Raw genomic sequence first — 21,106 nt, forward strand, 5'->3', positions numbered from 1 at the left:
ATTCTACAGGGATAGCCTTTTACTTTACTTGAAATTTGTTTATAATTCTTAAAAGAACAAATTTTTAGACTTAGTCATACATATAGGGGCAAACACCCCTACTTTGAGAATGTATAGCATATTACATTTACTATAAATTAAAACTACGATTTGTTATAGTAAGTTTTTTAGAGTTTGCGTTTCATTTGTCATAATGCTTAGGTCACAATGAAGATTTAAACTTACAAATTTAGGGGTGAAAGGCATCCTTGCTTTGCAAGGGTGTTTTTCTTTTTTACAAGTTGAAAATTAACTTATTAACATTTTATTTTAAAAAAAACAAAGCTATATTTGGCCCACCTTAAGACATTAAGGTTTGGGAGCTATTTATTTAGCTATCATAAATTTAGGGGTGAAAGGCATCCCTGCTTAGCAGGGGTGTTTTTCTTTTTTACAAGTAAATTATTATTACATAAAAAAAGGTCTGAGATAAAATATATCTCAGACCTTTTTTTATGTAATAACTCCTTTATACTATTCCACTAAAATACTAAACTCAATCTTAGAATTATGGAATACTGAGTGTGTTTGCTTAGTAAAATCTTCTTCCTTTGCTTCAAAGATATTATCTACATACGTCTGAGGATTCAAATCTATAAGTGGAAACCAAGTACTCTGTATCTGCACCTGTAACTTGTGTCCCTTTTTAAAAGTGTGAAGCACATCTTGTAACTTAATAAAAACCTCATCTTTTTCTCCGGCTACAAAAGGTTGAGGACGCTCAAAGCTTTTTCTAAAACGACCACGCATCACCTCGCTACGCACCATCTGGTGGTAACCAGCCATCTCTACGCCTTCTTCTGTTTCTTCTGTGTTAGGGACATCATCTGGATATACATCTATAATTTTTACAATCCAGTCTGCAGATGTTCCAGTTGTAGCTACATTAAGCTTTGCCATTATATCACCTACAAGAGTAAGATCATCTTCTAGCACAGGCGTTTCATAAACGAGTACATCCTCACGAGCCGCAGCAAATCTTTGATCGTCAGACATATATTTACGTGGTGTAAATACCATCTTTTTACCTTCTGCATATGGTACTGGGTTTGCTGGATCACTTAAAAACTTTTCTGCATCATACTTTGTAGAAGGACTTCCCGTAAGTGCATTATCTTTCCCTAAAAAGAAAGAAGCTTTCATCGCCTTTTTAGGTGGCCATTGTTCAAAGGAGTTCCACTCTTTACTTCCTGAGTCAAAAACGTGTGCCTCTGGTAATCCTGTTGCTCCACCTTTATCACCGCCTTTTAAGAAGTGATTAAAGAATTTTGTTTCAATATCTCTTTGAAAATAGTCTGAAATATTATCGCCAAAATAAACATTACCTACAGCCTGTCTCTTTTTGTTACGTGCCCAGTCTCCGTGACTCCAAGGTCCAAAAACAACTGTATTGTAATTATTACTGCGTTTCTCGATGTTTTTGTAAGTCTCCCAAGGTCCGTATAAATCTTCGGCATCATAAAGTCCTCCCACAACCATTACGGCTGGCTCTATATTTTCTAGGTGCTGTATAAGCCCTCTAGATTGCCAGAACTCATCATAGTTAGGGTGCTCTTTTAATTGCGTCCAGAATTCATTAGTCTCATCATAGTATTTATCTAAGTTTGATAAAGGACCTGTTTTTAAGAAAAAGTCAAACTGGTCATCACTATCTAAATCTGGAAAATCATACCAAGACTCTGTAGTAGGCCCCTCTTTTTGATAACCAAAAACCGCCGTAGCTCTCCAGTAACTTAACAAGTAAGCTCCGTTATGGTGAAAATCATCAAAAAAGAAATCACCTATACACGCTTGTGGTGAGGCTGCTTTAAGCGCAGGGTGTCCACTCAAGAGCGAGTAGGTTGCATAAAAACCTGGATAAGAAATTCCCCAAGTACCTACATTACCATTATTATTTTCTACATTATTAACAAGCCATTCTATAGTATCATAAGTATCACTTGCCTCATCAACCTGAGTACCTGTTTTATTAGGTATAAAAGCACGCATATTATCATACTTACCCTCACTCATCCAGCGACCACGTACATCTTGATATACGATAATATTACCTTCTTGCATTAAATAAGCATTAGGCGCTATCGCTGTGCGCATCTTTCCTTCTCCATAAGGTTTAGAGCTATAAGGCGTGCGCTGCATTAAAATAGGATACTTTTTTGAGGTATCCTTTGGCGAGTAAATAGTTGTATGAAGATGTACGCCATCTCTCATTTTGATGCGTACTTCTTGTTTATTATAATGCTCAGAAACCTGATATGTAGTGTCTAAGATTGTTTCTCGTGATTGTGCAGATGACGCTTTCGCGAAAGCAAAAAAGCATACGACACAAAGTAGTTTGAAGATGTTATTCATTTATTGATTGTTAAAAGTTATGATGGCTTTTTCTAGCCACTTTTCATATTTTTTTGCATTAGGTGTGTACCCCACAGGTTTATTTAGGAGTGTTTCGTCGTGATCTAGCATTACGTAATAAGGCGCCGCAACAATGTTATAACGCTCTATCTGGAAGTTGCTCCACTTATTACCTACGGTTTTAATACGACGACCAGAAGCACTTACGCCTTGCTCCTCTTTTGGTAACTCCTCTTGTGAGTCTCCATAGAGAGAGATAAGTACAACATCGTTCTTTAGCAAGTTAAGCACCTCAGGCTTAGACCACACCAGCTCCTCCATACGACGACAATTTACACACGCCTTACCTGTAAAGTCAAGTAAAACAGGTTTATTTTCTTGACGCGCATAGGCCATACCTGCTTCATAATCTACAAAAGATAAAAGACCGTGAGGCCCTATCTCTGCATTATCTGGAAACTCCTCAGACGATTCAGACAGTGTGTTTTGTCCTCCTATACCATAAGGTGACTCGCTATAATTCATAGGTGGCGGGAAGCCGCTTATGAGTTTGAGTGGTGCACCCCAAACACCTGGTATGAGATAAAGAATAAATGCCGTTGTGAGTATACCTAGTAGCAAGCGGCCTACCGAGATATGTTTTACTTCTGTATCGTGTGCTAGTTTAATTTTTCCAAATAAGTACAAAGCAAGTCCTATCATTATCGCAATTAAGAGTACTAAAAATACTTCTCTAGGCAAGTAGTTACCATCTACTACAAGATCTGCATTTGATAAGAATTTGAGGGCTAGCCCTAGTTCTAAAAATCCTAGAACTACCTTTACTGTGTTGAGCCATCCACCAGATTTTGGCAAACTATTTAACCACCCTGGAAACATTGCAAATAGTGCAAATGGTAAGGCAATCGCACTAGAGAAACCTAGCATACTTATGATAGGTGTGATACCGCCTTCTGTTATAGACTGCACTAAAGCGACACCTACTATAGGTCCCGTACAGCTAAAAGAAACAATAGCAAGGGCAAGTGCCATAAAAAAGATGCCTAGGTATCCACCTCTATCTGCTTTACGATCTATTTTATTTGCCCATTTTTGAGGTAGCATAATCTCAAATGCTCCAAAAAATGAAATAGCAAACACTACAAGTAATACAAAGAATACTAAATTAAAAGTAACACTCGTAGATACCTCAACAATTGCAGTCGCACCAAAGATTGCCGTAACCGTAAGACCTATGACCACATATATAATAATGATAGAGATACCGTAAATAATCGCATTACGTATACCAGCTGCTCTAGACTTACTTTGTTTTGTAAAGTAACTCACCGTCATAGGGATCATAGGGAATACACAAGGTGTAAATAATGCTGCGAGACCTCCTAAAAATGATAAGAAAAAGACGGTCCACAGCCCTTTGTTGCTTGTGCTTTCATCTTCTTCATAATCATCATCGCTATCGCCTTTATCCTTTTGGGCTGGGCTAGCACCATATTTTTCAAACTCATTATAATCTGTAAAGACTTTTGCCTTTCCAGTTTTTAAGTTGTGAGCAATGTAAAAGTCTTGAGGAATACACACCTCTTTACATACTTGATAGTTTATAACCGACTTGACAATGGTTATACTCTTATCTGTAAGTGTAATAGGCATAGAGAGCACAGGGTTCTGCCCTACATACTTTATGACATCTTCTTCAAAAATCTCATCAAAGGCTGTCTTTGTCTCACTCTCTTGTGCAAACTTCTCGCGGGAAACTCCTGCATCCTTTTGTAAAAACTCAAAATTAAACGGAATACCAGCTGGCGATTTTTGAGCATAAATATACCATCCCTCTTCTATAGTGGCCTCGTAGTTTAAAATATATTCTGTGTCAGATTTTTTCTCTACGCTACCTGCCCATTGAACTGGATCCACGGTAACTTCAGAAATGCCAAAACTAAAATCTTGTGCACTTACAGCAGTCGCCATAAGTACTATAAGCGAACTTAATATTATGAATGCTTTACGCGTCATATAGTTGTAAATTTTATCATTTTTTGTGTGTCGTTTACTACCTTAAAACGGTCATCTGCTCTGTGACCTATTACCCACACAATATCTTTATCATTACAAAGCAGCCACACGTGCTCCTTTGCTATCAAAGATACCTTTTCATCTTTTAAATACTTACTCAACTTCTTTTTTCCTTTCATCCCAAAAGGATAGAAAAAATCACCTTCTTCCCACTTCCTTATCGTGAGCGGAAATGCCAACTTTGTCGCATCTACCACTATCTCCTTTCTTGAGGTGCTGTCAAAAATCTCGCTCGTGTCAAGCCTTAATGTACCAAAGTCACCTACTATCTTACTCACACCAGATTCCCAGGTATAAGTTGTAGGTTGTGCAACGGCATTTTCTGTAAGTAATAGCACGTCTCTATCTTTTACTAAACGATGCGTTTCAGAAAATATTTGCTTACCAGATTGTGCATCAAGCAGCTCATAAACATCACTCCACGCTGTAAAATTATAAGAGTGTAATAACTGGTATAAAACCGCCTGTGGCTCCTCGTGTTTCTTTAGCGCTGATACATTTATTACTTGTAGCCCATCTCGTGTTGTCACATACGCTTTCCTTAAAGACGCTGTGTAGATTGCTAGTAGCTTATCTGTTTGACGTAAATGTTGCTGCGTGGTCTGTAAACCCTGCAAAGTAGCTGGTTGCGCTGCCACCATACTCGGTATGGCGTGATGCCTCAAGTGGTTGCGCACGTAGTTATCTGTTGCATTACTACTATCCTCACGCCACGCTAGTTTTTCTTGTAATGCATATTCTTTTATACGCTTTCGCGAAAAAGGCAACAGTGGTCTCACAACCGGTCCGTTTATTTCTGGGATGCCAGTAAGACCTTTAACACCCGTACCGCGACCTAAGTTTATGAGAAACGTTTCTAACTCATCATTGAGATGATGAGCTGTTAAGATATAATCCAAACCTTCGGCAGCCGAAAGTTCTTTAAACCACTGATAACGCAGCTCTCTTGCGGCGATCTGGGTTGATGTTTTTTCAATTTTCGCGTAAGCGGAAGTATCAAAACTCTTTATGTAAATAGGAATGTTATGAAGCTTGCAGTAGCTTTCCACAAAAGCTTGATCACCATCACTCTCTACTCCTCTTAAATTAAAATTGCAGTGTGCTACACGTATCGTAAGGCCTGCCTGACGACAGAGCAATAATAGGAGCATACTATCAAGCCCACCACTTACTGTGACGAGTATCTTACTATCAAGAAGAAATGGTAAATCTTGTGCGATATGGTGCTTAAAATCCTCAAGCATCCTTACACATTATACACGACCCTTAAGGGCATTAAAAACCCAAGCAATGGCAAAAAATCCAACACCTACAGAGGCAAAACCCCATCCGGCAACATCGGTATATTTAAAAACGCCAAGACCGATAAGTCCTAAACCTACTAAAATCATTATAAAAGTGGCCCACGCCAAAACGGTATTTTTATTCATACCCATAGTTTTATTTTTAGGGAAAATCTTATGTAATAAGACAAGCTACAAATATCGGTTATTTATTGGAATTTGGGTAGTCGGTAATTTTTACAATTCTCATTTCAAGCTTGTGCTACAATACTTACCTTTATAGACAGAAAAACATTCAAGCACACACACATTTTATGGATTTAAAATTCAATAAAAACGAAGATCATAATAAGCTACTCTTATCAGAGATGAGAAACCGCCTTGCCGAAGTAAAACTAGGTGGTGGGCAAAAACGTATAGATAAACATAAAGCTAAGGGTAAAATGACTGCCCGAGAGCGCATAGATTACCTCGTAGACAACCCAAAAAAGTGTATTGAGATTGCCGCATTTGCTGGAGAAGGAATGTATGAAGAACACGGCGGATGCCCTTCTGGTGGTGTGGTTGTAAAAATAGGATACGTATCTGGCAAGCAATGTCTCATCGTTGCAAATGATGCTACTGTTAAGGCCGGAGCCTGGTTCCCCATCACAGGAAAGAAAAATCTAAGAGCACAAGAAATTGCTATGGAAAATAAGCTACCTATTATCTACCTAGTAGATAGTGCGGGTGTTTATCTCCCTATGCAAGATGAGATTTTTCCAGATAAGGAGCATTTTGGACGCATCTTCCGTAATAATGCGGTGATGAGTAGTATGGGTATCACACAGATTTCTGCTGTAATGGGAAGTTGTGTTGCCGGTGGTGCATACTTACCTATTATGAGTGATGAAGCGCTTATAGTAGATAAAACGGGAAGTATTTTCCTTGCGGGAAGCTACCTTGTAAAAGCTGCAATAGGTGAATCTATAGATAATGAGACGCTAGGAGGAGCCACTACACACTGTGAGATTTCTGGTGTGACAGATTATAAATCTAAAGATGATAAGGACGCTCTTGATACCATTAAAAAATTGATGGGGAAAATAGGCGATTATACAAAAGCAGGTTACAACCGTATTGAACCTGCAAAGCCTGCAAAGGACCCAGAAGAACTTTTTGGTATCCTGCCTGCCTCTCGTGCAGATCAATATGATATGCGAGACATTATAGACAGACTGGTAGACAACTCTGAGTTTGATGAGTACAAGGAGGGCTACGGGCAATCTATACTTACGGGTTATGCTCGCATTAATGGCTGGGCCGTGGGAATCGTAGCAAACCAGCGCAAGCTTGTAAAAACTAAAAAAGGAGAAATGCAGTTTGGCGGAGTGATTTATTCTGATAGTGCAGATAAAGCGACGCGCTTTATAGCCAACTGTAACCAGAAAAAGATACCGCTTGTATTTTTACAAGATGTTACTGGCTTTATGGTAGGTAGCAAAAGTGAGCACGGAGGTATTATAAAAGACGGAGCAAAAATGGTAAACGCTGTTTCAAACTCGGTGGTGCCTAAGTTTACTATTGTTATAGGAAACTCTTACGGAGCAGGAAACTATGCAATGTGCGGTAAAGCTTATGACCCGAGACTCATAGTAGCTTGGCCTAGTGCAGAGCTTGCAGTAATGTCTGGTAATAGTGCTGCAAAAGTGTTACTACAGATAGAAACTGCATCTCTTAAAAAGCAAGGGAAAGAAATCACACCAGAGGTAGAAAAAGAACTTTTTGACCGTATTAAGTCTCGTTATGATGATCAAGTATCACCATACTATGCAGCTTCAAGAATCTGGACAGATGGTATTATAGACCCTCGAGACACTCGCAAATGGATCTCAATGGGAATAGAAGCTGCAGACCACGCTCCTATCGAGAAGCCTTTTAATCTTGGGGTGATCCAAGTGTAGATTTTTGATTATTTATTTTAGTTAAGACCTTTTTTAATAGAATACTATCATTAGTTGAAGGCAGATTATTGTATAAAACTAGTCCCTCGTTATCAATTATCATATAACGAGGGATTTTTGCATATTTGGGTGGTAAAGTCATTTTGAAAAATGTAGTAATCATACTTTTATGAGGTGGAGCTACGGACCTGAATTGTTCTCTTGGATTCAAATACGCCTGAAATGATCTTACATCTTTTTCCCATCTATCCTCATCGTGATCTAAGGATATAGAAATTCTATCTAGTTTATCAATATCCTCATTTACTGAGAGCTTTTCAAATCCTTCTAAACACGGAAGACACTGTTCTCCTGTATAGGATCGCCCCCAAATATTGATGAAATTTGATTTATTTCCTTTATCGAGAATCTCTCCAAACGTAAGAGTGTCACCCTCTAAGGATGTCATTTTTTCAGAAAGCACACTTTCAGGTAATTTAATTAATCGATATGCTAAATCTGCTTTAAGCTCACGAACTACAGCTTTATAATCTTCTCTAGCCTCAGTCTTTTCAATTTGTTGAATTTCTCTCAAAAGTATTTCTTGAGATATTTTATCGTTGCCAAAACCTTTGTTATAGTAGTCAGATAAAATCTTAACTCTTGCAAAATTTGCTATTTCCCCTGTGAAATTTTCATTTACAAATTTTAATTCTGCATCTAGATTTTCTTCATTATAATCCAGATACTCGTGATTTACAAAATACTGCCTTATATAAGAGATTAAGCTCCTTTTAAAATAGTCATTATTAACAAAGTCTGGCCTTTTAAAGTCTTCCACACTAATGTCGCCATAATAACTACTAAGGTCAACTACACCGTCAATTCGAAACGCTGGTGTCTTCTTTAATGTTTCTGTCAGTCCATTGATACTATTATAATTTGGATTTCCTGGTTTACTTTTTTCTCTTGGATTAGATAAGTTGTAGAGATATTCAGATTTTAATTCATTAGAAACATAATTTACAAATTCTCTCGAAACATTATGTTCTATCTGATATTCTTCAAAAATCTTTTTACTGTTCGCATATACTTGATCTACCTGATTTTTATAAAGTTCTAAGTCTCCTTTGTAGCTGAGCTTACTATAATTATTTCTCTGTGGATCTGCTTTTAAATAAAAATTATAATGAGCCGCGTTCTTTCCTAAAAACTCAAATTTCCCGTTGTTGACTTCTAAATGAATACTGTCGCCAGGAGTTACAAAAACAAGTGTATTATAAAAATCATCTTCACCCCACATCATAAGTTCCATAATCTGGGATTTTTTAATCTTATATAATTTAGGGAGTGAATCTTTGTGCACTAAATGAATAACATTCTTATTTGGTCTGGCATTATCTAAAGTCGAATAGTCTATTAAATCGAAATTTTCAAATCCATTATTTTCATCGGTTTTACCAGACAAGTACATTGGTAGAACTTCATTCTCAATTTCTGGCTCTTTTTGGTTGTCTATTGCAGGAATTTTTGAAGTTTTAGTATCATTTGCACAACTAACTAAAAGAAACAGATTTATAATTATTAAAGTGAAATTTAGTTTCATAATTTGAAGTTTTTTTAATTAACCCAACTCCTTAAAATACCTCCTCGCTTCCTTCATCACTCTTGGTGCGAGGTACAAGGTTGCAATCATCGTTGGTATTGCCATTATGGCAAAAAAGCCGTCTATCAAGTTAATCATCATACTAAGTGATGTGGTTGCTCCTATCAAGATACTCGCAATGTAAGCTATGTTATAATACTTCTTATTATGCGCTCCAAAAAGGAAACTCAAGCACTTCGTCCCGTAGTAACTATATGAGAAAAGCGATGAGATACTAAACACGGCGATGCACAATAGTAAAATGTATTTTCCTGCGGGTGATAACGCTTTCGCGAAAGCGGAAGCCGTAAGCGTAACTCCATTTGCATCTGTCGTTTGCCACACGTCTGTCACCAAAATTGCAAGCGCCGTAAGTGTACACACCACAATGGTATCTATTGCAGGGCCTAGCATTGCCACCAGTCCTTCACGTATGGGTTGTGCAGTTTTTGCAGCGCCGTGCGCCATAGGTGCCGTACCTACACCAGCCTCGTTTGAAAAAGCACCACGCTTTATACCTAATAAAATCAATCCACCTACCACGCCACCCAGCAGTTTATCTCCCGTATAAAAATCGGCAGAGAAGGCATCTGTAAATATGAGACCCAGATATTTAGGAACTACATCTATGTTTACAAAGAGTATTGCCATTACCGCTACAAAGTAAATAAAGACCATCGCAGGCACGAGTCTTGATGCCGTTTTAGAAATACGATCGAGTCCGCCTAGTATGACAACTGCCGTGATAGCAACAAGCACGAGCCCGATAATCAAGTTAGAGGTAAAACCCACCTCAACACCCTGAGGTACGAGTAATATATCATTTACCGCCTGTGTAAGTTGGTTTACATTAAAAACCGGCAATGCTCCCACGAGTCCCGCAATACTAAAAATTACGGCAAGCGGTTTCCAAGCTTTACCCATTCCTTCTGTGATAAAATACATAGGTCCTCCCTGTGTTTTGCCCTCACTATCTTTACCTCTATACATTATGGCAAGTGAGCCTGTAAAAAACTTTGTTGCCATACCCACAATGGCACTCATCCACATCCAGAAAACAGCACCTGGACCTCCTATCGCAATTGCTACTGCCACACCAGCGATGTTACCCATACCTACGGTTGCACTAAGCGCTGTAGTGAGCGCCTGAAAGTGTGTAATCTCTCCTTCATCATTTTCTCCATCATACTTGCCTCGCAAGACTGCAACAGCGTGACCTAGATATCTAAATGGCAAAAATCTCGAATAGATGAGCAAAAACAGACCGCCACCTATAAGTAAGCATACGAGCGGGATTCCCCACATAGCGCTAGAAAAATCTGCTATAAGTTCATTAGCCTGATCGTAAAATGATGGTTGTGCTTGCATACAAGATCTATTTATATGGTGAAGTAACAAAAATTAAGAGCAGTTTACCAAAACGTTCACATATATTTTTGAACAGGCGTTTGTTTTCGTCACTAAATTTACTCTTATGACACTCACCGCCAGCCAAATCGAGAACATCCTAAGGAATCCTGAGGAAACTGCAGCCGCAGCAAATCTCATTTACGTCTCAGATGCAGACCTCAACATAAGAAGGAAAAAGAAGAACAAAAACTTTCACTATTACTTTAATGATAAGCCTCTTAAAGACAAAAAGGAATTAGAGCGCATCAATAATCTTGTGATACCGCCTAAATGGGAGAAAGTGCGCATTGCGTATCCTCCTAACGGACATTTACAAGTGGTAGGTCGCGATGCAAAAAACAGAAAAGTATACCGATACCACGACCTGTGGTCAAAAATTAGAAACCAAACTAAGTTTTATAAACTAGCCAATTTTGGAAACGCACTGCCTAGCATACGCGAGCGCATAGATGAAGATCTTGATGCTCCAGATATGTCTAAGCGCAAAGTACTTGCACTTGTATTGAGACTTATGGAAGAGACTCACATACGCATAGGTAACGACTACTACGCAAAGCGCAATAAAACCTATGGCCTCTCTACCTTACGTACACGTCACGTGACGACTACCAAAGAAAAAATTCGCTTTGAGTTTGTGGGTAAAAAAGGCAAAAAGCACAACATCACGCTACGCAATAAAAAACTCGCAAAGCTTGTAAACCGTTGTGAGGAAATACCTGGCTGGGAGTTATTTCAATTTTATGATGCAAATGGCAATAAGCACCGCATAGATAGCACGATGGTAAACGATTACATACACGAGATAAGCGGAGACTTATTTTCGGCAAAAGATTTTAGAACTTGGGGAGCTACAAAAACTTTTTTTGAAACCGTGCACGATCTAGGCTACACAGAAGACGAAAAAGAAAACAAAGCAAACATACTCACCGCTTTTGATGCCGCTGCAGAGGCTCTAGGCAACACACGCAATGTATGCCGCAAGTACTATGTGCATCCTCAAATAGTAGATGCCTACGAGTCTGGATCTATCGTCGCTGAGTTTAAAAAGGTAGATGCTCATCAAGGCGCAAGACCATTTTTTACAGAAACTGAAGAGGTATTACTGCAAATGATTTCAAAGTTTGAATTAGATTTTAGTAAATGATATAAGTACGCTTTCGCGAAAGCAAAAAAGCTCTTCTAATAAGAAGAGCTTTTCATAATCAAACAAACTAAAACTTATCGTGCTAATATGAGTTTTCTACTCATAGATTTAGTATTTGTTGTTACTCTAAGTATATACAAACCATTTGCCAGTCCAGTTAGGGGCAATGGCTGCGTGATTTGCGTTGCCGTAAAATTCCTGACTAGCCTACCCGAGCCCACTTCAATAATTTCAATCTGAGGCTTTTCCCCAAACTGAGGTAATAACCTCACAAAAGATTCTCCATTTGATGGATTAGGATATACTGTAAGGGTCTCATTACTATCAAAATCCTCTGTAGAAAGAATAGTCTGAGCTTCAAATGCTCCAATATCGCGGCGCCCTTCGAAAACATCTTGTCCTATCTGATCCGTGTCCATATTTTCAGGATTTCCAGCATTGTATGCTGGAGATCCTTCTAACAGCGCGTGAGTGAGGGTTATCCCCCCATTATTTGCTAGTACATCTAGTAGTGGATCAACACCAACTAAATCATCTGTATCTGCGGTAAAATCTGCAGCATCATCTGTACCTATTAAATTATAGTTATCAGAAGTAATGATACCGCTCACATCTGTACCGCTAGTTGCCGCATTAAGTGCAAAGATACTTGAGGAAAGGTTTGCCATTCCATCTGAAAAGATACCACCTCCTATTCCAAAAGCTTCATTTGTTGCTACAGTTGAGGCTTGTACGTTTATTGTCCCCGAATTAAAGATACCGCCGCCATTATCTTCTGATATATTTCCAGAGATGGTAGATCGATCGATTGTCATGATAGCATTTACAATATTTTCAATTCCGCCACCCGTAGTCAATGCTTCATTATTTATTATGGCCGATGTGCTTACATTTAAAGTTCCTCCGTTATTAAATAATCCTCCACCAAAATCTGCATTATTTTCATTAACAGTAAACTCAGTAATAGTCATTACACCTGTACCATTCCATAAGGCACCTCCTTCATTTGATGCGCTATTATTATTTGCTGTTCCTCCAGAAATTGTTGTAGTAGAGGGACCTGTAATATGAAGACCACCTCCATTTCCTGGAGCTGGTGCATCTACACCGGCGTTATTCATATTCAAAAGCACATCGGTAAGTACCAGTGTAGCAGGACTGTCGTCAGATAATGCGTTACGTACTTCGATACCACCACCAGCTCTATTTGTTAAGTTACCAGTAATTGTAGTCCCAGTTGCAGTATACGATCCTCCAGCAATTAATAAGCCACCACCAGAACCTGAGGCTCCAGCAACTGCTTCATTATTTGTTATTGAAGTATCTGCATCTGTAGTAATATCACCTCCTTCATTAAAAATACCTCCACCACCAGAAGCGCCACTGTCATCACCATCTGCATTATTACCATCGATAGTCATTCCTTCTATGGTCATTAAACCTGAACCATTCCATAAGGCGCCTCCTTCATTTGATGCACTATTATTATTTGCTGTTCCTCCAGAAATTGTTGTAGTAGAGGGACCTGTAATATGAAGACCACCTCCATTTCCTGGAGCTGGTGCATCTGCACCGGCGTTATTCATATTCAAGAGCACATCGGTAAGTACCAGTGTAGCAGGACTATCGTCAGATAATGCGTTACGCACTTCGATACCACCACCAGCTCTATTTGTTAAGTTACCAGTAATTGTAGTCCCAGTTGCAGTATACGACCCTCCAGCAATTAATAAGCCACCACCAGAACCTGAGGCTCCAGCAACTGCTTCATTATTTGTTATTGAAGTATCTGCATCTGTAGTAATATCGCCTCCTTCATTAAAAATACCTCCACCACCAGAAGCGCCACTGTCATCACCATCTGCATTATTACCATCGATGGTCATTCCTTCTATGGTCATTAAACCTGAACCATTCCATAAGGCGCCTCCTTCATTTGATGCGCTATTATTATTTGCTGTTCCTCCAGAAATTGTTGTAGTAGAGGGACCTGTAATATGAAGACCACCTCCATTTCCTGGAGCTGGTGCATCTGCACCGGCGTTATTCATATTCAAGAGCACATCGGTAAGTACCAGTGTAGCAGGACTATCGTCAGATAATGCGTTACGCACTTCGATACCACCACCAGCTCTATTTGTTAAGTTACCAGTAATTGTAGTCCCAGTTGCGGTATATGAACCTCCAGCAATTAATAAACCACCACCAGAACCTGAGGCTCCTGCTACTGCTTCATTATTTGTTATTGAAGTATCTGCATCTGTAGTAATATCACCTCCTTCATTAAAAATACCTCCACCACCAGAAGCGCCACTGTCATCGCCATCTGCATTGTTACCATCGATAGTCATTCCTTCTATGGTCATTAAACCTGAACCATTCCATAAGGCGCCTCCTTCATTTGATGCGCTATTATTATTTGCTGTTCCTCCAGAAATTGTTGTAGTAGAGGGACCTGTAATATGAAGACCACCTCCATTTCCTGGAGCTGGTGCATCTGCACCGGCGTTATTCATATTCAAGAGCACATCGGTAAGTACCAGTGTAGCAGGACTATCGTCAGATAATGCGTTACGCACTTCGATACCACCACCAGCTCTATTTGTTAAGTTACCAGTAATTGTAGTCCCAGTTGCGGTATATGAACCTCCAGCAATTAATAAACCACCACCAGAACCTGAGGCTCCTGCTACTGCTTCATTATTTGTTATTGAAGTATCTGCATCTGTAGTAATATCACCTCCTTCATTAAAAATACCTCCACCACCAGAAGCGCCACTGTCATCACCATCTGCATTGTTACCATCGATAGTCATTCCTTCTATGGTCATTAAACCTGAACCATTCCATAAGGCGCCTCCTTCATTTGATGCGCTATTATTATTTGCTGTTCCTCCAGAAATTGTTGTAGTAGAGGGACCTGTAATATGAAGACCACCTCCATTTCCTGGAGCTGGTGCATCTGCACCGGCGTTATTCATATTCAAGAGCACATCGGTAAGTACCAGTGTAGCAGGACTATCGTCAGATAATGCGTTACGCACTTCGATACCACCACCAGCTCTATTTGTTAAGTTACCAGTAATTGTAGTCCCAGTTGCGGTATATGAACCTCCAGCAATTAATAAGCCACCACCAGAACCTGAGGCTCCTGCTACTGCTTCATTATTTGTTATTGAAGTATCTACATCTGTAGTAATATCACCTCCTTCATTAAAAATACCTCCACCACCAGAAGCGCCACTGTCATCACCATCTGCATTGTTACCATCGATAGTCATTCCTTCTATGGTCATTAAACCTGAACCATTCCATAAGGCGCCTCCTTCATTTGATGCGCTATTATTATTTGCTGTTCCTCCAGAAATTGTTGTAGTAGAGGGACCTGTAATATGAAGACCACCTCCATTTCCTGGAGCTGGTGCATCTGCACCGGCGTTATTCATATTCAAAAGCACATCGGTAAGTACCAGTGTAGCAGGACTGTCGTCAGATAATGCGTTACGCACTTCGATACCACCACCAGCTCTATTTGCAAAATTTGATACTATTTCTGTACCCGTTGCCGCAAAACTTCCTCCAGCAACAAGGACACCTCCACCTGAACCAGAAGTACCTCCAGTTGCGAAATTTCCGACAATACGCGAAGCTGCATCAATAGTTATATCTCCTCCTTCATTAAAAATAGCTCCTCCACCAGAGGCTCCATTATCATCACCGTTTGCACTATTATTTTCAAAATCTACATCTGAAATGGTCATAAGACCTGTTCCATTCCAGAAACCTCCTCCTTCATTTGCCGCGATGTTGTTATTCGCCGATCCTCCAGTTATTGTGCTGTTTGCTTCTCCTGTAATATGAAAAGCGCCACCGTTTCCTGGACTCGGTCCCGCTGTATTGGTGTCAAAAACTAAATTATTAAATATAATATCTCCATTAGAGTCTACCTCTACAGCACCCCCAGCACGTATCGCAGTATTTTCCGAAAACAGCGAACCTTCAATTGTAAGAAGTCCAGAAGTGGCTTGATATACCGCTCCCCCACTTCCGCCAGCACCTGTTGCTGCATTTCCGATAAAGCTAGAGCTCATAATTGTTAAATCACTATCAGTACTTGCAATGGCGCCTCCACCACCAGAACCTCCGGCAGTATTATTAGTAAAATCACAATCAGAAATTGTGATTAAACCAGCATTAGAAAGGGCTATTGCACCACCGTCTCCAGCCTCTATAGCATTTCTAAATGTAATCATTGTAATAGTAGAAGAAGCTCCTCCGGTAATATTAAAAAGTCGAGCGTTATTACTTGCGCCATCTATTATAGTACCCGTTGTTCCGTTACCAGTTATAATTATATCTTCAGTTATCTCAATTTCTCCTGAAGTGAGTGTGATTACAAAATTTCCATTGAATGTAATTGTATTAACTCCAGTCAAGGTGTTTGCTTGAGCAACAGCATCTCGCAATGAGTTAGGCCCATCATCGTTTCCATTAGAAACTACTAATTGACCAAAACTGGTCATAGTTGTAACGATTGTCAAAAAGAAAAATAAAATTTTTCGAATAGTAGTATTTCGCATAATGTTTGGTTTTTGTTGTTATAAAAAACCTACGCAATTACCAAAGCTGCGGTTTTATATTAACTTTACAGCTACACTATTTAAACGAAAAAATTAGGAAAATTTTAAGATATTAATTTCCAACTCTAATAAAGGTATTTAACTAGAATACACTGATATGACCGCTACTATAGTAGTTTTTAAAATCTTTTATATATAGTACTTTAATACGATATACTTTTATCAGTAATTAGGGAATTTAATATTATTTTAACAAAATAACACTTTAACACATAAAATTTCAAAGTGAATTTAGATACTGCAAAACGTTCTTCTCGATACGCTCTTGAATGTTTGAAGTATCCGCTTTCGCGAAAGCGTCACCTGTAATATTCTCATACAACTCAATATATCTTTCTGATACAGTCTCTATGTACTCGTCTGTCATCTCAGGCACCGTTTGTCCTTCTAGACCTTGAAAATTATTTGAGATAAGCCACTGTCTCACAAACTCTTTAGATAGTTGTTTTTGAGCTTCGCCAGCTGCCTGACGCTCCTCATAACCTTCGGCATAGAAGTAACGAGAAGAGTCTGGAGTATGTATCTCATCTATGAGAACAATCTCACCATCTGCTGTTTTTCCAAACTCATACTTGGTATCTACCAATATAAGTCCTCTAGATGCTGCAATCTCACTTCCTCTTTGAAAAAGCTTGCGTGTGTAATCTTTAAGCACCAAGTAATCCTCTTCTGAAACGATGTTCTTTTTTATAATATCTTCTCTTGAGATATCCTCATCGTGGTCACCCATCTCTGCCTTAGTAGCTGGTGTGATGATAGGCTCTGGAAAGGCATCATTTTCTTTCATTCCTTCTGGCATCGCAACACCACAAAGTATTCTCCTACCCGCTTTATACTCTCTAGCCGCGTGCCCAGACATATAGCCACGTATTACCATCTCCACTTTAAAAGGCTCACATCGCTTCCCTATTGCCACATTAGGATCTGGAGTAGCCACGAGCCAGTTAGGCACGAGGTCTTCTGTATCCTTCATCATTTTAGTAGCAATCTGATTTAAGATTTGTCCCTTAAAAGGAATTCCCTTAGGCATAACAACGTCAAAGGCGCTTAGCCTATCTGTTGCAACCATAAGTAATAAATCATCTTCGAGTGTGTAGACTTCTCTCACTTTACCCTTATAGATAGATTTCTGACCAGGGAAGTTAAAATTAGTGTCTGTAATAGTGTTCACTATAGGTTGGTTTGAACAGTTGTATTAATCCTTTTGAGGTATTAAAACAACACGATTAGTTATTCTTCAAAAGTAAAATTCTGAATGATATATTACGAATTAAAAGTATAGAAATATGTTAGTCGTTTCTATTTTCTATCTCGCGATAAGCCGCAATCATTTTCTTTACTAGAGGATGGCGCACCACATCTTTATCATCAAGATAAATCATCCCTACTCCCTTTACGGTTTTGAGGATAAGTAACGCTTCCTTAAGACCACTGGTGACACGTCTAGGTAAATCTATCTGCCCGGGATCTCCAGTAATCATAAACTTTGCATTACGTCCCATACGAGTGAGGAACATCTTCATCTGGGCGTGTGTTGTGTTTTGAGCTTCATCAAGTATCACAAAAGCATTATCAAGTGTACGACCACGCATAAAAGCCATAGGTGCAATTTGTATCACTCCTTTCTCAATAAATGTCTCTAGCTTTTCACTAGGTATCATATCCCTAAGGGCATCATAAAGTGGCTGCATATAAGGGTCGAGCTTCTCCTTCATATCACCAGGTAGAAAACCTAAATTTTCTCCAGCCTCTACAGCAGGTCTTGTGAGTATAATACGTTTTACTCGCTTCTCCTTAAGCGCTTTTACCGCTAGTGCAACGCCTACATATGTTTTACCAGTACCGGCAGGGCCTATAGCAAAGGTTAGGTCGTTCTTTTTTGAAAGCTCTACAAGTTTACGCTGGTTTGCCGTTTGTGGTTTTATGAGTTTACCACTCACACCGTGTACTAGCACATCGCCACTCTCTACAGGCGTCTCATAATCTTCTTTACTCACACTTGTAAGTACGCGCTCTATTGAGTTTTCATCTATCTTATTATACTTCCCAAAGTGATCCATAAGCATTGTCATACGCCTATCAAACTCTTCTAGAAGATCTTCATCTCCGTAAGCTTTGATTTTATTACCTCTAGCTACTATCTTGAGTTTAGGAAAATACTGCTTGAGGAGTTCTATATTAGCATTGCGCTGTCCAAAAAATTCGCGCGGATTGATTTCTGAGAGTTCTAAGATTAATTCGTTCAAAAGGCAGAAGGATTTAGTGAGTTACGTCCGTAAAATATTTTAGCTTTGTTTACTACTAAAATACGTCTTTTTTAATCAGCAAAACACGAGTTCAACACCCTGTTAACGATTAAATAATAAACAATGGTGGTTTATAACTATTTTAAACAAGTAACTCTTTAAGAAAACAAAGCACAGTACTTTATATGAAATTAATCACTCTTACAACAGACTATGGCGAGAAAGATCCTTTTGCAGGAGCCGTAAAAGGAGCGATTTACTCAGAACTAGAGGATGTGCGTATTGTAGATATATCGCACTCTGTATCGCCTTTTCATCTTATGGAGGCAGCTTATATTATTCAAAATGCCTATCAAAATTTCCCGAAAGGGTCCATACACGTTATAGGTGTAGACAGCGAGCTCACACCAGAAACAAACCACATAGCTGTAAAACTAGATGGTCATTATTTTATATGTGCAAATAATGGTATCATATCGCTACTCACAAAAGATATTGTACCAGAAGAAAAAGTAGAGATAAACATACACGACCGCACACTTACTAACTTTACTGTACTAGATGTGTTTGTAAAGACAGCCTGTCATATCGCACGCGGCGGTACCCTTGGTGTGATAGGTAAAAACATAGATAATATAAGACAACTTACAGGTATCGCACCTGTTATAAACACGGCTCGCAACCAGATATCTGGTAACGTCATTTATATAGATAACTATGGTAATGTGGTAAGTAACATCACAAAAAAATTATTTGACGAAGTAGGCAAAGGTCGCAGCTTTAAGCTTGAAGCACGTGGTGCAGATATCACAAAAATCTACAAACAGTATAGCGATGCTATAAATTTTGACATAGAAAAGTCTAAGCGAGAAGAGGAAGGTAAGAAACTAGCCGTTTTTAACTCTGGTGGTTACATAGAACTTGCTATTTACAAAAGTAATCCTAGTACGGTAGGAAGTGCTGCTAGTCTCTTTGGCCTCAATTATAGAGATACGGTAATGATAAACTTTACAGATAAATGATCGTAAGACTGGTAAAATTACGCTTTCGCGAAAGCGAGATACCCTCGTTTTTAAACAATTTTGAGAAGGTAAAAAGTGATATACGTGCTTTTAAAGGTTGTCTCTACTTAGAACTACTTAAAGATGCCGAAGACCCTTCTATATTCTTTACACATAGTCACTGGGAATCTGACGAGGCTCTGCAGGGTTATCGCAACTCAGATCTCTTTAAAGGCATATGGGCAAACACGAAGCCAAAATTTTCTGGAAAACCAGAAGCCTGGAGTACAAACTCTCTTGACAAACAAGTTTAAAGCTCTGGCACCTTGCGCAATGAAGAAGGAGGAATACCATACTTTTCTTTAAAAATTTTTGAAAAGTAGCTCCTACTAGATAGTCCAAGTGCATACACAACCTCAGAGACATTCTTATCTTCTGAGGTGAGCATAGTCAATGCTCTCTTAAGTCTAAACTCCTTAATATAATCATTTACAGTCATACCATAATTGCGTTTAAAACCATCTTGTAACCTATAAGCTTCTATACCTACAGCTTCGGCAATTTCTGGTATGGTCTCAAGTTTTGAAATGTTATTTTCTATATAGTTTACGGCAGCTACCACAGTATCCATATCTGATAGTCTTAATGTTGTACGTTTATTACCTTCTAGTGAGTCCTCCCTATACAGTTTAAGCATAAGTGAAGTACACTCAAGCGCCTTTGCACCTAGGTAATTAGTACGAACCAGACCTTGATCTTCATTATTGAGAATACTATCTATGATATCAGAAATTTGAAGACTGTAATAGCCTTTATGAGCAATTTGGGTTAATCCGTTTACATCTGCAAAAAGTGGATAATAAGCTGCATCTATCTTATTAAGGTCATATGACAATTGCTCTTGAAACTTAACTTTATTTATCTCTAGATAACAAATAATGGCAGGACTATCTTTTTTTATAATATAAATCTGGTCTTCCTCATACGTAGGTGCAGCAATAAGATGCTCTGCACGACGTATGGCAATCTCTTCTTCGCTAGAAGAAAACTTATGAGCAATCTCTCCTTTCATACAGTATATGAACCTGAGAGAGTTTATACCATTATTCTCAAAATAGAACTCAGTATCATCGTGCACATCGCAGTTTATGATATGTAAACCTATACCGTTAGGAAAATTAACACCCTTTATCTCTCCAGTACCTATGTGCGATGGTATTTTTACTGCAAACTCTCCAAAACTATTTGTAAAATTCACGCCAAATGCCCCTGCAATCTCAGGCACAAAGTCATCTACCTGTGCTATTTTAAGTTTGTAAGATTTCATAAGTCTCTATAAAAAGTAAAT

At 38.8% G+C, this 21,106-nt stretch carries 14 protein-coding genes; 4 read left to right on the forward strand and 10 right to left on the reverse strand.

Annotation, left to right across the window (positions count from 1 at the left end):
* Positions 1 to 513: 513 nt before the first annotated feature.
* Genes I597_RS13190 through I597_RS13205 form a run of 4 tightly spaced genes read right to left on the reverse strand, consistent with a single transcriptional unit; the run spans position 514 to position 5,903 of the window.
* Entirely contained in the window at positions 514 to 2,391 is a 1,878-nt protein-coding gene (locus I597_RS13190; protein ID WP_035325175.1) for a CocE/NonD family hydrolase, read from the reverse strand.
* Positions 2,392 to 4,407 (reverse strand): protein-disulfide reductase DsbD family protein, encoded by a 2,016-nt coding sequence (locus I597_RS13195; RefSeq protein ID WP_035325176.1) that lies wholly within the window; start codon positions 4,405 to 4,407, stop codon positions 2,392 to 2,394. It lies immediately after the preceding gene.
* Entirely contained in the window at positions 4,404 to 5,711 is a 1,308-nt protein-coding gene (tilS, locus tag I597_RS13200; RefSeq protein ID WP_035325177.1) for a tRNA lysidine(34) synthetase TilS, read from the reverse strand. Before tilS ends, I597_RS13195 begins: the two co-directional genes overlap by 4 nt.
* Before the next feature lie 9 nt (positions 5,712 to 5,720).
* On the reverse strand, positions 5,721 to 5,903 hold the full coding sequence (locus tag I597_RS13205) for a CAL67264 family membrane protein (RefSeq protein ID WP_035325178.1): 183 nt from the start codon (positions 5,901 to 5,903) through the stop codon (positions 5,721 to 5,723).
* A 161-nt stretch (positions 5,904 to 6,064) separates the two neighbouring features.
* Between I597_RS13205 and I597_RS13210 the strand changes: the two genes are divergently transcribed.
* On the forward strand, positions 6,065 to 7,693 hold the full coding sequence (locus I597_RS13210) for an acyl-CoA carboxylase subunit beta (protein WP_035325179.1): 1,629 nt from the start codon (positions 6,065 to 6,067) through the stop codon (positions 7,691 to 7,693).
* Here I597_RS13210 and I597_RS13215 read toward each other — a convergent pair.
* A complete protein-coding gene (locus tag I597_RS13215; RefSeq protein WP_035325180.1) occupies positions 7,668 to 9,278 on the reverse strand; it encodes a hypothetical protein in 1,611 nt (536 codons plus the stop codon). The two genes, I597_RS13210 and I597_RS13215, sit on opposite strands and share 26 nt — an antisense overlap.
* An 18-nt stretch (positions 9,279 to 9,296) precedes the next feature.
* Positions 9,297 to 10,685, reverse strand: coding sequence for an alanine/glycine:cation symporter family protein (locus I597_RS13220; protein ID WP_035325181.1), 1,389 nt, complete (start codon positions 10,683 to 10,685; stop codon positions 9,297 to 9,299).
* A 106-nt stretch (positions 10,686 to 10,791) separates the two neighbouring features.
* On the opposite strand from I597_RS13220, the gene I597_RS13225 reads away from it, so the two are divergent.
* Positions 10,792 to 11,871: a DNA topoisomerase IB gene (locus tag I597_RS13225; RefSeq protein ID WP_035325182.1), complete on the forward strand. Its 1,080-nt coding sequence runs from the start codon at positions 10,792 to 10,794 to the stop codon at positions 11,869 to 11,871.
* Between the two features lie 74 nt (positions 11,872 to 11,945).
* Here I597_RS13225 and I597_RS13230 read toward each other — a convergent pair whose 3' ends face one another.
* The 3 genes from I597_RS13230 to I597_RS13240 form a co-directional block, all read right to left on the reverse strand.
* Positions 11,946 to 16,412, reverse strand: a complete 4,467-nt coding sequence (locus I597_RS13230; protein ID WP_236884373.1) for a T9SS type A sorting domain-containing protein — start codon at positions 16,410 to 16,412, stop codon at positions 11,946 to 11,948.
* A gap of 319 nt (positions 16,413 to 16,731) precedes the next feature.
* Complete coding sequence (locus tag I597_RS13235) at positions 16,732 to 17,685, reverse strand: phosphoribosylaminoimidazolesuccinocarboxamide synthase (RefSeq protein ID WP_035325185.1); 954 nt, start codon at positions 17,683 to 17,685, stop codon at positions 16,732 to 16,734.
* Positions 17,686 to 17,800: 115 nt separating this feature from the next.
* On the reverse strand, positions 17,801 to 18,757 hold the full coding sequence (locus I597_RS13240; protein WP_035325186.1) for a PhoH family protein: 957 nt from the start codon (positions 18,755 to 18,757) through the stop codon (positions 17,801 to 17,803).
* Between the two features lie 185 nt (positions 18,758 to 18,942).
* On the opposite strand from I597_RS13240, the gene I597_RS13245 reads away from it, so the two are divergent.
* Entirely contained in the window at positions 18,943 to 19,779 is an 837-nt protein-coding gene (locus I597_RS13245; RefSeq protein ID WP_035325187.1) for an SAM hydrolase/SAM-dependent halogenase family protein, read from the forward strand.
* Positions 19,776 to 20,072, forward strand: coding sequence for a putative quinol monooxygenase (locus tag I597_RS13250; protein ID WP_035325188.1), 297 nt, complete (start codon positions 19,776 to 19,778; stop codon positions 20,070 to 20,072). Before I597_RS13245 ends, I597_RS13250 begins: the two co-directional genes overlap by 4 nt.
* Here the strand turns inward: I597_RS13250 and I597_RS13255 are convergent.
* A complete protein-coding gene (locus I597_RS13255; RefSeq protein ID WP_035325189.1) occupies positions 20,069 to 21,085 on the reverse strand; it encodes a helix-turn-helix domain-containing protein in 1,017 nt (338 codons plus the stop codon). The two genes, I597_RS13250 and I597_RS13255, sit on opposite strands and share 4 nt — an antisense overlap.
* Positions 21,086 to 21,106: the final 21 nt, after the last annotated feature.

Source organism: Dokdonia donghaensis DSW-1, from assembly GCF_001653755.1.
Taxonomy (GTDB): Bacteria; Bacteroidota; Bacteroidia; order Flavobacteriales; family Flavobacteriaceae; genus Dokdonia; species Dokdonia donghaensis.

Excerpts from the sequence above, each read along its gene's own strand:
- I597_RS13220 (WP_035325181.1), bottom strand. The coding sequence starts at position 10,685 with ATGCAAGCACAACCATCATTTTACGATCAGGCTAATGAACTTATAGCA.
- I597_RS13215 (WP_035325180.1), bottom strand. The coding sequence starts at position 9,278 with ATGAAACTAAATTTCACTTTAATAATTATAAATCTGTTTCTTTTAGTT.
- I597_RS13190 (WP_035325175.1), bottom strand. The coding sequence starts at position 2,391 with ATGAATAACATCTTCAAACTACTTTGTGTCGTATGCTTTTTTGCTTTC.
- I597_RS13225 (WP_035325182.1), top strand. The coding sequence starts at position 10,792 with ATGACACTCACCGCCAGCCAAATCGAGAACATCCTAAGGAATCCTGAG.
- I597_RS13195 (WP_035325176.1), bottom strand. The coding sequence starts at position 4,407 with ATGACGCGTAAAGCATTCATAATATTAAGTTCGCTTATAGTACTTATG.
- I597_RS13255 (WP_035325189.1), bottom strand. The coding sequence starts at position 21,085 with ATGAAATCTTACAAACTTAAAATAGCACAGGTAGATGACTTTGTGCCT.
- I597_RS13245 (WP_035325187.1), top strand. The coding sequence starts at position 18,943 with ATGAAATTAATCACTCTTACAACAGACTATGGCGAGAAAGATCCTTTT.
- tilS (WP_035325177.1), bottom strand. The coding sequence starts at position 5,711 with ATGCTTGAGGATTTTAAGCACCATATCGCACAAGATTTACCATTTCTT.
- I597_RS13210 (WP_035325179.1), top strand. The coding sequence starts at position 6,065 with ATGGATTTAAAATTCAATAAAAACGAAGATCATAATAAGCTACTCTTA.
- I597_RS13250 (WP_035325188.1), top strand. The coding sequence starts at position 19,776 with ATGATCGTAAGACTGGTAAAATTACGCTTTCGCGAAAGCGAGATACCC.
- I597_RS13205 (WP_035325178.1), bottom strand. The coding sequence starts at position 5,903 with ATGGGTATGAATAAAAATACCGTTTTGGCGTGGGCCACTTTTATAATG.